Origin of the sequence: Lysinibacillus sp. FSL K6-0102 (genome assembly GCF_038003545.1) — a bacterium.
In the GTDB taxonomy this organism is placed as follows: Bacteria; Bacillota; Bacilli; order Bacillales_A; family Planococcaceae; genus Lysinibacillus; species Lysinibacillus capsici.
In genome coordinates, this window is the sequence record NZ_JBBOPH010000001.1 from 171,062 (window position 1) to 185,848 (window position 14,787).

Consider the following 14,787-nt stretch of genomic DNA (forward strand, 5'->3'; position numbering starts at 1 on the left):
GATGAGAGCTAAATGCCATTTTTATTGAAGGGACATATCAAATTGAGTCTGTAAGGTGTCTAATGTAAATAATTCCTCAATATGATAGGCTCCTGCTGGATGTTTATTGTTAAGAAACTCGTTAGCTATAAATGCTGCAACTTTCGCTGTTACAAGTGATTCATCGCGATCAAGAAAGTCTAATGTGAAGCTTACTTCTTTGTGATGTTTTGTCCCAATGGCTTCTATTTGTATGCCACACACATCAGAACCAATTTTAATTTTTTGAATAAGTGAAGCGAGCAAGATTTGTATTCCGTTAAATTTTAATAGGCAAGCAATTCTACTCTTTTGTAAAAAGGATACAAATTTATTGAGTGGCTCAACATCAAAGCCTAATCTTGTGACGATAGGAATAGAAGGGAAATGCTTTGTTAATGTATGCTGGTCAGAGAAATTAAATTGATACACACTTCGTTTCCCAATCTTTTTAAATTTCACGGTTCTCTTATTAGTAAAATTAGCAACCTTATGATTGTTGTAGCTACTAAAGGGTTTATTTAATTGTTGCAATATCCAAAGAATTGCCGCGGTGCCATGTGTATCGCCTGCCCCAAGTAAGATGGAAATATGCATCTTCTCGAGGGAGGATAATTGCCTTGCAGCATGCATGGCCATTAAGTTGGTCAATCCTGGAGCCATACCAACACTAAAAATGGCTGTAGAATGTTTTTGTATAGCTAGTGAGTGAAGTGCCTCTAACTTTTTAAGGAAGGTATAGCTTGCAGTAATATCGATATAGATAATCCCTTCATTTAAGCAGAGCTGTGCAAATGCAGTATCTTTTTGCTCTAGACACATAATAACCAGTGCTACATTTTCTAATTGCTCTGGATGCACTTTTTCTGACACATCCAATTGAAGAGGTCTTACTAAGTTTTTGTGCTCGACACAGAAATCCTTAGCCTTTTCTATATTTCTTCCGGCAATCCATATTCTGTTGGGATAGCTTTGCAACAATAATTTTGCAATTTTCCCTCCCACTTCACCATAGCCTCCGATGATTAAGATATTCCCATTTTTCATATAGTAGTTTCTCCTTTAATAGCGACTAAAGCGTCAATCATATGTGTTTTAAAATAGGGAAGGATTGTTGTAAAGCCAGCCTCTTTCAGTAAATTAATAAGCAATTCAAGATTAATCGGATGGGTTGTGACGCTAAAGGATTGCTCAAAGCGTTGCCAATGATCCTCACCTATTCCGTTATGAAGCATGGAGCTTCGCCAATAACAAAGCTCATGTTTGAACGTTTGTGAAGTTAAATCAGCATTTATCGATGAAATAAATAACACTCCATTTTCTTTTAAGCTATCCGCAATCTTTTGAAGCATTGTTCTCTTTTGATCAAGGCTTTTTATGAAATGCAAAACCAAATGACAACTAACTACATCGAAAACCTCATTTACTCTTAAGGATAGTAGATCCTTCTCAACCCACATAATAGTAGGTCGATGTGGTAGCGATTCAATTTGTTTAGCAGCCAGCTCCAGCATTTCCTTTGAGGAATCGACTGCTGTGAAATGGGCAGAAGGAAAGGATTTGCCTAAAGTGAGTAATTCCTGTCCGCCACCAGCACCTACTACTAAAAATTTATTTGCAGCAGTAAAATTGTGAAGTATACTGGCCATCATGTCATAGATAAGATCATAGCCTATGATTTTTTGTCGAATGGACTGTTGATATGTGTTGACAGAAGGACTGTCCCAGCTATATATAGATCTATACATTAAAATACCTCCAAAGCAATTTATTTTTATACGTTAAAATTTCGAGAGCAATTCCTTCATCTTTAAGCAATCATTCTGATGAAAGGCTGATGATTGTTTAGTGAAGTCACCTAGTATCTGTGTAGGACTATTCCCTAAAAATATCTGGTGGACCACCTTAACTAGGTATGAAAATAGTTTGATGTGCTAGACCTCCTATAAGTTGTAATGGCACTCTTTTTGCATATAGATTAGCTCCCATATTAAGAGGAAGTACCATAAATTGTGCTTGGTTTTTTTGTATTTGAGCTAAAAGGGTATCTACTGTTTCCCAGGTAATAAGTTCAATATCCTCTTCTGTTCTGCCAACAGGATGCTTGGAAAAATAGCAGACGAGTTAGGGGCACTAATAGTAGCTTTAATCTGAATTCACACCACCCACAATTGCTTGAGACGATTTCTCTGAGCAGCCACTAATAACGGAAGTAGCTAGCAAGAAAATAAAAAGTAAAAATTTTCTTCAAAATAGTATTCCTACTTGTTGAACTTCTGTACAATTCAATTAAGAATTATTCTCAATTATAAACTTTCGGAAAAAAAGAACTATCCCATATTTCTGGGGGGAGGTAGGTGTTTATGAAGGAAGCACAATATTGGCAACGAAAATCTGACCAATGCTTAAAGCACAGCAAAAATTCGTTTGAATATCGTCAATTGATGATCGAAGCTCTACGAACACATATAAATTTTGATGCGTATTGCTGTACATTAACGGATGTACATACTCTTTTTTCGGTAGGAGCAGTTACTGAACAATCAATAGAGGCGATTCATCAGGAGATTATGGAATTGGAATATACGACAGAAGATGTAAATAGATATGGATTCTTAGTTCAAAGTGGGCAAAACATAGGCAGGTTAAGCGATTCCTCAAGTCGAAGCTTTCGCTATAGAGAAGTTTTAATGCCCAATGGTTTTAGTGATGAAGTAAGAGCTGCATTAATTTATCAAGGACAATGCTATGGTTTTTTAACACTATTCAAAAGAGCTGAAAATGAACAGCCTTTATTTAAAGATCAAGATGTGATGCTTATAAAAAGACTGATGCCAATTATGGGTGAATCATTAAAGAAGTTCTATCATTATATTATTGAGGAGAGGATTCCAGCTGTAGAAGGAGAACAAGGCATTGTTATTTTTGATAAAGGGTTAAAAATTCTTTCAAGTAATACCAAAGCTTGTGAATTGCTAGCCATTTTAAGAAAGTATGAAAGTTTAGCAGAAATTCAAGTTCCTAAGCCTATTCAAGCTATCTGTGCAAAATTACTTGCTGACAAGTACAATTCAAATACTTCTTTAATAGTACCTATCAAAGATACAGGCTATATTGCTATTCGGGCTTCACTTTTGCTGACAAGCCAACAAGAACAGCAAATTGCTTTATTAATAAATGAAGCATCATCAAGAGAAATGCTCAATTTCTTAATAACAGCCTATAATCTTACCCCTAGAGAAAAGGAAGTAGTATTTGAAGTTATTAAAGGGATTCCTACAAAAGAGATTGCTTATAATCTTGATATTTCAATCTACACGGTACAAGATCATTTAAAGGTAATTTTTCAAAAAGTAAATGTCTCAAATCGAAATGAGCTAGTATGGAAGATCTTCTCCCGCTTCCAATTAGATTAATAAGGTGAACTAACGAATCTGCTAGCTTTCTAGCAGATTCTTCATGTTGTTGAAAAAAGATGATGTCAACTTTTCCTTAACTTTCATACTTAGCTGTAGTGAACAAATAGCCCATTATTTGTATAACTAGAGAAAGAATAGGCTTTTTTTCATTGTAGAGAAGTGATGGGTGACAACACCTCTTCATAAGAGTAGTGAAGACCTCCACCTTATTTGAAAACCTTTGCTAAAAAGGTAACACTTTTGTGGGGCGGATTGGAAGGCTACTTGACTCCGGTGGGATAGCGAGACAGGCGAACCCTGCATGGAATGGAAGCGGATCAGCGCTCGCCTACAGGAAAGTAAGTATAAAGGAATTAAATCCATTTGATAGTTAAAAAGAAGCCAATAACTATACTTTAGCTACTAGTATCACTAATCATAATAAAAGGTTAAGAAAAATTAACCTAAAAAATGGAATAAATTCATAGTGAAATCTATTGACCTATAATATAATGAAAAAAAGGCTAAAAGCCACAAAATAAATGCAATAACAGACTTTTTATTTGGGTATTAAGTAATATTTATTACTAGGATTTTAAAAATCTGAATTTTTTGATAAATGAAGTATGGGAGATATAGGATATGACTCTATAATTAGTAAGCTATTCAAGAAAAGAAGGAGGCGAAAGGATGGAAGTAGAGCTTAAGTCTATTACGAAAGAGGACGAGCCATTCCTTTACGAAGTCTATGCTTCTTCTCGTAGGAAAGAAATAGATTCATGGGGATGGTCTGCTGAACAAATACAGCACTTTTTAGAAATGCAGTGGTGCGCACAGCAAACCTCATATAGACAACAATTTCCACATGCAAGCCATTGTATTATTACTTCAGATGAGCAATATGTTGGAAGATTGTTAACAGAAGATTTACCTGAGCGACTACATATAATTGATATTTCTATTTTGCCAAGTTTTCAAGGTAATGGAGTAGGATCTTATCTCATTAGCAATCTTCAGCAAAAGGCAAAAGAAGAAAATAAACCAGTGATATTACAAGTTCTTCATACTAATCCTGCAAGAAATCTATATGAGAGACTAGGATTTCATGTAGTGTCAACTGATGAACTCTATTTAAAAATGAGGTGGCAATAAACGTATCAAGTCTTTTAAAGCTGCCTCTCGTCCATTATTAAAAACTAAAGAGAGGTGAATGTGAAGTGCCAATATCAAATTCGGCTTTACAGACATATGAAGAAAATTTACGGCAAACGATTCAGTACTTTTTTAATTTAGAGGGACAAATCGAAAGTGTCATTGTACACATTGACAGCAGTATCAAAAACTATATTCAAAAAAAAGAAAGGAGATTTTTATTAGCAAGTAAAAAGAAAGAAAAACATCTCGAAGAAGTAAGAATACTACAATCGGATTTACAAAAATCCTTAATTGGTATGGCACATATTAAACAGCTACTTGTCAATGAAATAAACACTTTGCAAAAAAATAACAGAGAATTACAGCAAACTTTTAAGGAAATGCTTCCCCTACTTCCATTTGCAGTATCAAGCATCCCTTTTGAGACAAGTTTTTCTTCAAATGTTCAATTCAACATATTGCTGTCCCTCTTAATTGAAAAAGAGATAGTAACAAAATTACCCCTTCTAACTGCAACAATTGAATCGAGTCAAGTAAATGAAATAATAGTAACCCTAGACAAGTTTGATGTGAACATAAAAGAGCAAATAAATGAAGCAAAAAGCAGTGTTGCTAAATTAATGTCAAACATAATGGATACTGAAAATGAATTGGACAAACTATTTGGCGATGTCGTTTCTAATTTAAATCAAAGTGATAAGTTGTCAAAAACGCCCTATATGCAACAGGATGTCATTACTGAGATTAAGAGCAAGGGAGAGCAGTTGAAAATATGGGCGGACCATTATCAAATGCTTCATACAATGTTTGAAAAAGATATGGAATTCCAAGAAGCTATACATCTAACGGCAAAAGTATTAAGCGAAAGTTTAGAGGAACCAGCACAAATCTATCAAAACCAGAGAGTTTTACAAGGAGCTTATCTACTCGAAACAGGTGCGAACTATATGACATTAGCACAAGATGTAAAGCTATCAGAACAACAGGCAAAGCTGTTAGTAGCAGCATACTTATTGCTAAACCAAGAGAGCATAGCAGTAGTTGCTGAACAAGTGAATTTAGAATTTATGGAGATTGAAGCTTTTTATAAAGAAAATAAAGAATTATTTTCTTTAATTATTTCCTAATCAGAAAGGAGAAAATGCTATGCCAATTTCGGAATATCAATTAGACAACTATGTAAAGGAACTTCAACCCAGTATTAAAAATATAATTGAACTAGAAGACAAGCTTGGAAAAGCCGGTGGAGATATAGACAGTATTTTATCTAAATTAAAAGATGAAGGATTTGACCTAGGTGCATGGCTTGGTGACAATCTATTTCGGACAGATAACCCGAAAAGGAAAGAAACAGCTATTCAACTGTTAAATGACTTAAACAATGAATTAAGTAATGCAAAAATTGATTTAAATATTTTAAAGCATGATATCCAAGATGAATTAAATACTTTATTAAAAGAGTATGGGGACTGGAAAACTTACTTTGATAATAGGTTACCATTTATTGCGTTTTCCATAGCTGTACCTAAATTCCAGGCTTTTAATCCCTTTCATCGATTAATGCTAGGGTTTGTATTAACCGTCGTATTGAAAGATATATTACTACCAATATTCGAGGTATTAGGGTTAGGTGTCGTAGGTCTTATTGTTGTGGTGGTGTTAATAGATGGAATAATTCAAGGCGAAAAAAGAATGGAGCTATTTGAAAATATCCAAAAAGAAACAAAGGCTGCGATGGAGGATGTTAAAAAGTTAAGACAGGATATCAATGATGTGCAGGTGCAAGTAAATGCCTTTTTTGAAGATGTGGCAAAGAGCTTTCAAGAAACAGGCTTGTTAACAAAGCCATATACAAACCATCAGGAGCTAGTATCGTTCGTTAAACAACAGGCTGGCACATTAAGACGTTGGTCGGATCAATATGATTCGATGAAGCGAATGATTAATAAAGGCTTAGATATTGAATTTTCAGCAGAAGTTGTTGCTGCAAATCTAGTAAATAAACAAGATGATGAAAATGAATTAGACAATTACAGCAAACTGTTAATGGGTGCCTACCTTATTGAAATGGGAGAGCAAAATAGTGTAGTTTCTCAAAAGCTTGATATGTCCCTAGAAAGAATTAAAAAAGTAAAAGCAACCTACATGTTATTTAAAATGCATACACCAGATGAAATTGCACAAGTCTTGGAAATGGATGTAAACGAGGTCATGACAATTCAAGAGACAAATAGCGATTTAATAGCAATTGTTAGCTAAAAAATAATTTTAGAATGGATGGATAATATGGCGATTACAGAAGCGACATTAGCAACCTATGTAGAAGAATTGCAACCTTCCCTAAAAAATATTTATGAGGTAGAAGACAAGCTGGCTGAATGTAAAGAGGGAATTGATAGTATCATTTCTAAGCTATTGGACGAAGATTTAGAGATTAGTGCTTGGATTGGTGACCATATATTTCGTACAGATAATCCAGAGCGAAAGGCACAAGCAATTAAGCTTTTAAAAGAGCTGAAAAGTGAGTTAAGTGGAACATCAATTGACTTAAATATTTTAAAGCATGATATCCAAGATGATTTAAATAGTTTGCTAATGGAATTCCTAGAATGGAGAAAGTGCTTTAAAAATACGTTGCCATTGATTTCTTTATCAATCGTTGTGCCTTCTTATAAAAAAATCACTTTAGATAAATATGTCGCGCTTACATTATTTGTTGTTAATCAATGGATTGGAAAAATAAAAGTGCTGGATAGCTTAGTAGCAAAACTTGGTACGCTTGGCGCAATAGCAGCTGTCCTTTATCTTATTACAGGAATTATTCAAGGGGAATTACGCAAAGAGTATTTTGAAAATATTCAAGCAGAAACGAATAAGGCAAAAGAGGATTTAACTAAGACAAAAGAAGAGATTAATCGTGGTCAAAGTCAAGTTAATGCTTTCTTTAAGGATCTTGCAAAGACTTTTAAGGAGACGGGACTTTTACACGATACGGATGTAAATCATCGAGAGCTTGTTTTCCTAGTAAAGGAACAAAACTATACATTACGCAAATGGGCGGATCAATTTAATGCTATGAAACGGATGCATGAAAAAGGGATGGATTTATCCGTAGCAGCGAGTATAGCTGCAGAAGCATTATGTAAAAACGTTGTGGACCAAAATGAGTTACAAAAAGTCACTAATACTTTATTAGGTTCGTATTTGATTGAGAACCATACGGATTTAGCTGAAATCTCCAATATTTTAAAAGTCTCTGGAGATCAAGCAAAGAAAATAAAAGCTATGTATATGTTATTTACAAAGCATACACCATCCGAGATAGCAAGAGTTTTAGAAATGGAAATTCAAGAAATCGAAGCTATACAAGAAGAAAATAAGGATATTTTAGCGAGTGTTGCTTGATATTGTTTGAAATTTCAGGAAAGAGGTGAGTGGCAAAGCAAAAATGAAAGATAAAGTGAAATTGCGAGTGGCATTAAGTGAAGAGGAAGATACCCTTTATTCATTATATGTATCTACAAGAAAAAATGAATTTGCCATATTAGAATTGGATGAGCAACAAATAGAAGGTTTATTACGTATGCAATACGATGCTCAAAAAGCTTCTTATCAGCAACAATTTCCTAATGCCAAATATGAAATCATAATGTATGAAGGTGTAGGTATTGGTAGATTAATAACCGAGGTACAGCAAGAAGCAATACGTCTGATTGATATTTTCATACTTCCTGAATATAGAGGTAGAGGAATCTGTACAGTGCTATTGAGGGAATTTCAGCATGTAGCTGCTGAATCTAGATTGCCAATAGAATTAACTGTGTTGATGGGGAATCCTGCACAGAGGTTATATGAGAGATGTGGGTTTGTTGTTACCGGAGAGGTAGTGCCGCATGTGATGATGGCGTGGCATAGGAAATAATGAATGTTTCTTTGAACTTACTAAGTAGTTTTGTCATTGGAGTTAAAGTGAGGGAACTGCCGATTTTTAAATGATTGGAATACTTATACGATTTTTAAGTTAATTATGAGTGTCGGAGAACCTTTCAAGCGTATTTGTATTAAAGGAAATTTCCCTCAGTAAGAATAAATAAAATTAAAGTGAGGTATAAAATTATGGCCGAAATGTATATGGGATCTATTGTTGCATGGCCAGCACCATTTGCTCCAAAGTACTGGGCATTTTGCAACGGTCAAGAACTTCCAATTCAACAGAATCAAGCTTTATTTGCTGTATTAGGAAATCGATATGGTGGAGACGGAAAGAATACTTTTTGTTTACCAAACTTAAATGGACGTGTGCCAGTAGGCGCGTGTGGGAATGGGGGAATGGGAGGAACTATACCACAAGGAGTCACTCCGTGTAATCTAGGACAGACTGGCGGTGTGGAGAAAATAACCCTTTCTCCATTAAATATGCCACAACATACTCATAGTGCAACTACGTCTACATCTAATCTAACAGTAAGTAATATGAACGTTGCAATCCCAGCCTCCTCTCAAGGGGGAGGAAGTAATTCACCAAATAATGCAAGCCTTGCAGCCTCTGTAGATCAAGGTATGGGAACAGCAGATTTTTATACAGCGGGAACTACGGATACAAACTTGAAGCCATTTTCTGTCTCAGGTGGAACAGTGAGTGGGAATGTAACAACCACGATTGCGCCAGCTGGACAATTAGCGCCTTCTGCATTGGATATTCGGCAGCCTTTCCAAGCGTTGAATTATATTATTTGTATTCAAGGCTGGTTCCCTACTCGAGAATAAATAAAATCTATTTTTTATTAAATAAAATTAAAGTGAGGTATTTTATGGCAGAGAATTACACAGGAACTATTGTAGCATGGCCAGCATCATTTGCTCCACAGGGCTGGGCATTTTGCAACGGTCAAGAACTTTCAATTCAACAGAATCAAGTTTTATTTGCTGTATTAGGAAATCGATATGGTGGAGACGGAAAGAATACTTTTTGTTTACCAAACTTGAATGGACGTGTGCCAGTAGGCGCGTGTGGGAATGGGGGAATGGGAGGAACTATACCACAAGGAGTCACTCCGTGTAATCTAGGACAGACTGGCGGTGTGGAGAAAATAACCCTTTCTCCATTAAATATGCCACAACATACTCATAGTGCAACTACGTCTACATCTAATCTAACAGTAAGTAATATGAACGTTGCAATCCCAGCCTCCTCTCAAGGGGGAGGAAGTAATTCACCAAATAATGCAAGCCTTGCAGCCTCTGTAGATCAAGGTATGGGAACAGCAGATTTTTATACAGCGGGAACTACGGATACAAACTTGAAGCCATTTTCTGTCTCAGGTGGAACAGTGAGTGGGAATGTAACAACCACGATTGCGCCAGCGGGACAATTGGCGCCTTCTGCATTGGATATTCGGCAGCCTTTCCAAGCATTGAATTTTATCATATGTATTCAGGGGATATTTCCTAGTCAACAGTAGGTGTTGCAAAATGCTAGGTTCATATAACATTTCTTTATTTGATACATAGAAGGAATAGTTTTGTTGGAGGAGATATTTATGAGACAACGTTATAAGAAAATAGTAAGTATCCTACTAATCTTTCTATTATTTTTTCAATGGATACCCAGTACATTTGCTGATTTTACACTAGCAACACCACCAAGTGTAAACTATAAAGCAGTGGCTTATGGTGATGGTAAATATGTAGTTACTGATACTACTGGTAAGGCTTATTATTCAACAAATGGATCATCATGGACACAATCAACTATTATAACTGCCTTACAAACAATTAACTCAGTAGTTTATGAAAATAATCATTTTATGGCAGTTGACAATTCATCTAATTTTTATACGTCATCAGATGGGCAAACATGGACAACAGCTACTTCAGTAGATAGTAGTACCCCTCTTCATTCAGTAACATATGGATATAATAAATATGTTACTGTTGGTAATTTAGGTAATATGTATGTTTCAAGCAATGGGGTAACATGGCAAAAAAAAACCCCACAGACAAATCATCTTTATGGTGTAATATACGCTAATAATCAATTCGTCGCAGTAGGTGCTGGTGGAACGATATTAACATCTCCAGATGGGGAAAATTGGTTATTGCAAACCTCTAATACCAAAAATATTTTAAGATCTGTAATTTATGCAAATGGTCAATATGTGGTCGTTGGTCAAAATGGAACGATTCTCACCTCACCAGATGGGGTATATTGGACAATTCAATACAATTTACCGGTAGATGCAATGTCTTTCCTCTTAACTAGTGTATCTTATGGAAATGGTCATTATGTAACAGTGGCAGCTTCTGGTAAAGTATATTACTCTAAAGATGGAATAAATTGGTATGAACAAGCGGTTGGTTTAGGTAAAACTATTTTACAGGGGGTTACTTATGGAAATGGCCAGTTTGTAGTAGTTGGTAATAGTGGAACTATACTGTATGGGAATCCAGATGTACCGACTCAAGCACCCGCAGTTATAACCTTAACCCCAGCGACAAATATTACGAGTACAGGTGCAACGGTAGGTGGGGAGGTAACTTTTGATGGAGGGGCCGAGATTACAGAACGTGGAATTGTGTATTCAACGAGTACCGAACCAACTACGGAGAATAGTGAGAAAGTAACTGCTATTGGAACAACGGGAGCGTTTAGTGTTGATCTATCAGGTCTTAATCCAAGTAGTACTTATTATTACCGAGCGTACGCGAAAAATTCGGTGGGGACTAGTTATGGTGAAAATGAGATGTTTGAGACACTAACTGTTTTGCCAGAATTGGGAGGCACGGTAAGCATCACAGGAGAGGCTAAGTATGATGGTGTGCTAACCGCGGATATTAGTGGTATCACGTATACACCAACAACGACAGCGGATGTGCCGACCTATCAATGGTATAGAGGGAACACGGTAATTCCAGGGGCGACCTCATTCACATATACGTTGGTAGAGGCCGATATCGGTGAGAAACTCAAGGTTACAGTTAGTGCTGATGGAACGCATGCGACAGGAAGTGTAACGAGTGGAGCGACGGCAACTGTGGAAAAAGCGAATGGTCCAAGTGCACCGTCAGCACCAACTGAAGCCAGTAAAACGCCGACAAGTATTACGCTAAATGGAGTAGCAGGTCAAGAATACAGTAGAGATAACGGGACGACCTGGCAGGATAGTCCGATCTTTAGTGGACTCACTCCAGATATGGAATATATGTTTATCACGAGAGTGAGAGAAACGGCAACTCATAAAGCTTCGTCAGTGAGTATAGGAACACCGATCCAAACTCAACCTGTAGCGATTCCAGTAATAGGAGGCACGGTAAGCATCGCAGGGGAGACAAAGTATGGCAGCATGCTAACCGCAGATATTAGTGGGATCACATATACGTCAACGACGATAGAAGATGTGCCAACTTATCAATGGTATAGAGGGAACACGGCCATTTCAGGGGCGACCTCACCTACGTATACGTTAGTTCAAGCAGATATTGGTGAGACGCTTAAAGTTACAGTCACTGCCGATGGAACGAATGCGACAGGGAGTATAACGAGTGGTGAAACAGCTTTCGTGGAAAAAGCGGATGGACCAAGTGCTCCGCCAGCCCCAACCGAAGCCAGTACAACATCGACAAGTATTACGCTAAATGGGGTAGTAGGTCAAGAATATAGTAAAGATAACGGGGCAACGTGGCAGGATAGTCTAATTTTTAATGGACTAATCCCTGAAACGGAGTATACATTTATCACGAGAGTGAAGGAGACACCCACTCACAAGGCATCACTGGTAAGTACAGGAACATCGATCCAAACACAAACTCAAACTGTAGCGGTTCCAGAAATGGGAGGTACGATAAGCATCACGGGAGAGACGAAGTATGGAAGCGTGTTAACCGCAGATATTAGTGGGATCACGTATACGCCACCAACGACAGCAGATGCACCAACCTATGAATGGTATCGAGGGAACACGGCCATTTCAGGAGCGAACTCTTCCACATATATGTTGGTTCAAGCAGATATTGGAGAGACGATTAAAGTAAGAGCCAGTGCCGATGGAACAAATGCAACAGGAAGTGTAATGAGTGGGGAAACAACTATTGTGGAAAAAGCGGATGGACCAAGTGCTCCGCCAGTCCCAACTGTAGCCAGTAAAACAGCGACAAATATTACGCTAAATGGGGTAGTAGGTCAAGAATATAGTAGAGATAACGGAACAACGTGGCAGGACAGTCCGATCTTTAGTGAACTAACGCCTGATACAGAGTATACGTTTATCACGAGAGTGAAAGAAACGGCGACGCACAAAGCTTCATTAGTAAGTGCAGGAACCCTAGAGAATACTTCTGTGGTTAGTACGTTTACTATCACCTACAACGGCAATACAAACACAGGGGGCACAGTTCCAACAGATAGTGAAACGTATGAGCAAGGAGAAACTGTAACAGTTCTGGGTAATATAGGAAATCTAGTAAAAGTGGGTTACACGTTTGAGGGCTGGAACACGCAAGCAGATGGAAGAGGAATAGATTATGCATCAGCTTCAACTGTCCTTATGGGTAGTGGAAATATCATATTATATGCAAAATGGAATCCAGTGACTGTAACACATATGGTAAGCTTTGATGTAGCAGGGGGAAGTGCTGTCTCCAATCAGATGGTGGTACATGAAGGAAAAGCAGGTCAGCCAACACCAGCGCCAACGAAAGCTGGCTATACATTTGGGGGCTGGTATACAAGTAATGCCTACACAACACCATATAATTTTAATACTCTTATTATAGCAAACACAGTGATCTATGCAAAATGGATTAGTAATAATACAGGTGGCGGTAATACTGATCCTTCACCAAATCCTGATTCAGGTTCATCAACACCTTCAACCAATGTAGAGGAAATTGTAGTAGATGTAGAATCTGGCAATGGTGATGTAGTTTCAAAAACAACGATAAAACGAGCAAAAAATGTAGATAACACGATGAATGATGATGTCACATTAACAGCAGCAAGCGCAACAGAGACAATTAGGAAATTAAAGGAACAAGGGAATGATAAAGCAAGGATTATCATCCCAGACGAGAAGGATCAAGTAAATCAAGTCAAAGTGTCCATTCCGAAAAATGTGCTGTCAATTTTGCAAATTGGAGCAGTCCATCTCGAAATTGTTACCGATAAGGTTAGAATTGAAGTGCCAAAAACTTCATTGGAAATGTTTAATGAGAATCTATACTTCCGACTCGTTCCTATAAAAGGGCATGATAAACAGCTAGAGATTGAAGAACAAGCCAAAAGGGAAACCGTTGTGCAGCAATTGGTAGAAGGTGGGGTTGTAAAGTTGCTTGGTCGTCCAATGACCATCGAAACCAATATGCAAAGCCTTCCTGTTAAATTAACATTGCCGTTGCCTACAGATTTAACAGATGGCCAACTTGCCAATTTGGCGATCTTTATCGAGCATAGTGATGGCACAAAAGAAGTTGTTCGTGGGAAGATTGTAGAATATCAAAAGGGAATAGGTTTACAGTTTGAGGTGAATAAATTCTCCACCTTCTCCATTCTCTACTTACCAGAGAAGGAAGAAGTGAAGGAGCCAATTACTGAGGGTGTTACCCATCTACCTTACATTCAAGGCTATCCAGATGATACCTTCCGTCCAAATGCTCCTGTTACAAGGGCACAGATGGCAAGTATGTTTGCTCGTCAATTAACAGGTAACGCCATACCGCAAGCAAAGGCAACCTATACAGATACATTCCAACATGATGCTAAAGATGCAATCGAATTTGCGAAGGAAAAGGGTCTGTTTAAAGGGGTTACAGCAACGAACTTTAATCCAAACGGCTTTATTACGCGTGCACAGATGGCTACAGTGGCAGCCCGCTGGATAGAACAGCAATGTATAGAACGTCCTGATGCAGATTTCTGTTCACCAACCTCACAAAGTGCAGTATTCAAAGATGTGAGTGTCCATCATTGGGCAAGGCAAGCAATTGATACTGTCAATGCAGCGGAAATTATGACAGGAATAACAGCAGATACATTCAATCCAGATGGATTTTTAACACGTGCACAAGCAGTGAAGGTATTAAATCGACTGTTTGAACGTCAAGTTCTTATTGAAGATCAAACACCATTATTTAAAGATGTTCCAAAACACCATTGGGCATTTTATGAGATTCAAGAAGCCGCAAAAAAATAACCAAAAAGAGGGTACGCGATTCGTAATGT

The 14,787-nt window shown here is 37.4% G+C and carries 11 protein-coding genes; 9 read left to right on the forward strand and 2 right to left on the reverse strand.

The window, feature by feature from the left end:
- Positions 1–21 precede the first annotated feature (21 nt).
- On the reverse strand, positions 22–1,065 hold the full coding sequence (locus tag NYE73_RS00875) for a saccharopine dehydrogenase family protein (RefSeq protein WP_259951225.1): 1,044 nt from the start codon (positions 1,063–1,065) through the stop codon (positions 22–24).
- Positions 1,062–1,766, reverse strand: a complete 705-nt coding sequence (locus NYE73_RS00880; protein WP_259951226.1) for a class I SAM-dependent methyltransferase — start codon at positions 1,764–1,766, stop codon at positions 1,062–1,064. Before NYE73_RS00880 ends, NYE73_RS00875 begins: the two co-directional genes overlap by 4 nt.
- Before the next feature lie 615 nt (positions 1,767–2,381).
- Between NYE73_RS00880 and NYE73_RS00885 the strand changes: the two genes are divergently transcribed.
- The 9 genes from NYE73_RS00885 to NYE73_RS00925 all read left to right on the forward strand — a co-directional run bounded on the left by NYE73_RS00885 (position 2,382) and on the right by NYE73_RS00925 (position 14,758).
- The gene (locus tag NYE73_RS00885) at positions 2,382–3,434 is read left to right on the forward strand and encodes a helix-turn-helix transcriptional regulator (RefSeq protein WP_259951227.1); all 1,053 of its coding nucleotides are present in this window, start codon (positions 2,382–2,384) and stop codon (positions 3,432–3,434) included.
- Between the two features lie 672 nt (positions 3,435–4,106).
- On the forward strand, positions 4,107–4,568 hold the full coding sequence (locus NYE73_RS00890) for a GNAT family N-acetyltransferase (protein WP_103117272.1): 462 nt from the start codon (positions 4,107–4,109) through the stop codon (positions 4,566–4,568).
- A gap of 65 nt (positions 4,569–4,633) precedes the next feature.
- Complete coding sequence (locus NYE73_RS00895; protein ID WP_259951228.1) at positions 4,634–5,698, forward strand: hypothetical protein; 1,065 nt, start codon at positions 4,634–4,636, stop codon at positions 5,696–5,698.
- 19 nt (positions 5,699–5,717) lie between these two features.
- A complete protein-coding gene (locus NYE73_RS00900) occupies positions 5,718–6,830 on the forward strand; it encodes a hypothetical protein (RefSeq protein ID WP_115673065.1) in 1,113 nt (370 codons plus the stop codon).
- 27 nt (positions 6,831–6,857) lie between these two features.
- On the forward strand, positions 6,858–7,976 hold the full coding sequence (locus NYE73_RS00905) for a hypothetical protein (protein ID WP_115673064.1): 1,119 nt from the start codon (positions 6,858–6,860) through the stop codon (positions 7,974–7,976).
- Between the two features lie 43 nt (positions 7,977–8,019).
- A complete protein-coding gene (locus NYE73_RS00910) occupies positions 8,020–8,493 on the forward strand; it encodes a GNAT family N-acetyltransferase (RefSeq protein ID WP_259951229.1) in 474 nt (157 codons plus the stop codon).
- A gap of 194 nt (positions 8,494–8,687) precedes the next feature.
- Positions 8,688–9,338, forward strand: coding sequence for a phage tail protein (locus NYE73_RS00915; protein ID WP_259951230.1), 651 nt, complete (start codon positions 8,688–8,690; stop codon positions 9,336–9,338).
- 44 nt (positions 9,339–9,382) lie between these two features.
- On the forward strand, positions 9,383–10,033 hold the full coding sequence (locus tag NYE73_RS00920; protein WP_103117277.1) for a phage tail protein: 651 nt from the start codon (positions 9,383–9,385) through the stop codon (positions 10,031–10,033).
- A gap of 78 nt (positions 10,034–10,111) precedes the next feature.
- Positions 10,112–14,758, forward strand: a complete 4,647-nt coding sequence (locus NYE73_RS00925) for an S-layer homology domain-containing protein (RefSeq protein WP_259951231.1) — start codon at positions 10,112–10,114, stop codon at positions 14,756–14,758.
- Positions 14,759–14,787 lie beyond the last annotated feature (29 nt).

Coding starts and splice junctions, on each gene's coding strand:
- NYE73_RS00910 (WP_259951229.1), top strand. CDS start 8,020: ATGAAAGATAAAGTGAAATTGCGAGTGGCATTAAGTGAAGAGGAAGAT.
- NYE73_RS00890 (WP_103117272.1), top strand. CDS start 4,107: ATGGAAGTAGAGCTTAAGTCTATTACGAAAGAGGACGAGCCATTCCTT.
- NYE73_RS00915 (WP_259951230.1), top strand. CDS start 8,688: ATGGCCGAAATGTATATGGGATCTATTGTTGCATGGCCAGCACCATTT.
- NYE73_RS00905 (WP_115673064.1), top strand. CDS start 6,858: ATGGCGATTACAGAAGCGACATTAGCAACCTATGTAGAAGAATTGCAA.
- NYE73_RS00920 (WP_103117277.1), top strand. CDS start 9,383: ATGGCAGAGAATTACACAGGAACTATTGTAGCATGGCCAGCATCATTT.
- NYE73_RS00925 (WP_259951231.1), top strand. CDS start 10,112: ATGAGACAACGTTATAAGAAAATAGTAAGTATCCTACTAATCTTTCTA.
- NYE73_RS00875 (WP_259951225.1), bottom strand. CDS start 1,065: ATGAAAAATGGGAATATCTTAATCATCGGAGGCTATGGTGAAGTGGGA.
- NYE73_RS00885 (WP_259951227.1), top strand. CDS start 2,382: ATGAAGGAAGCACAATATTGGCAACGAAAATCTGACCAATGCTTAAAG.
- NYE73_RS00880 (WP_259951226.1), bottom strand. CDS start 1,766: ATGTATAGATCTATATATAGCTGGGACAGTCCTTCTGTCAACACATAT.
- NYE73_RS00900 (WP_115673065.1), top strand. CDS start 5,718: ATGCCAATTTCGGAATATCAATTAGACAACTATGTAAAGGAACTTCAA.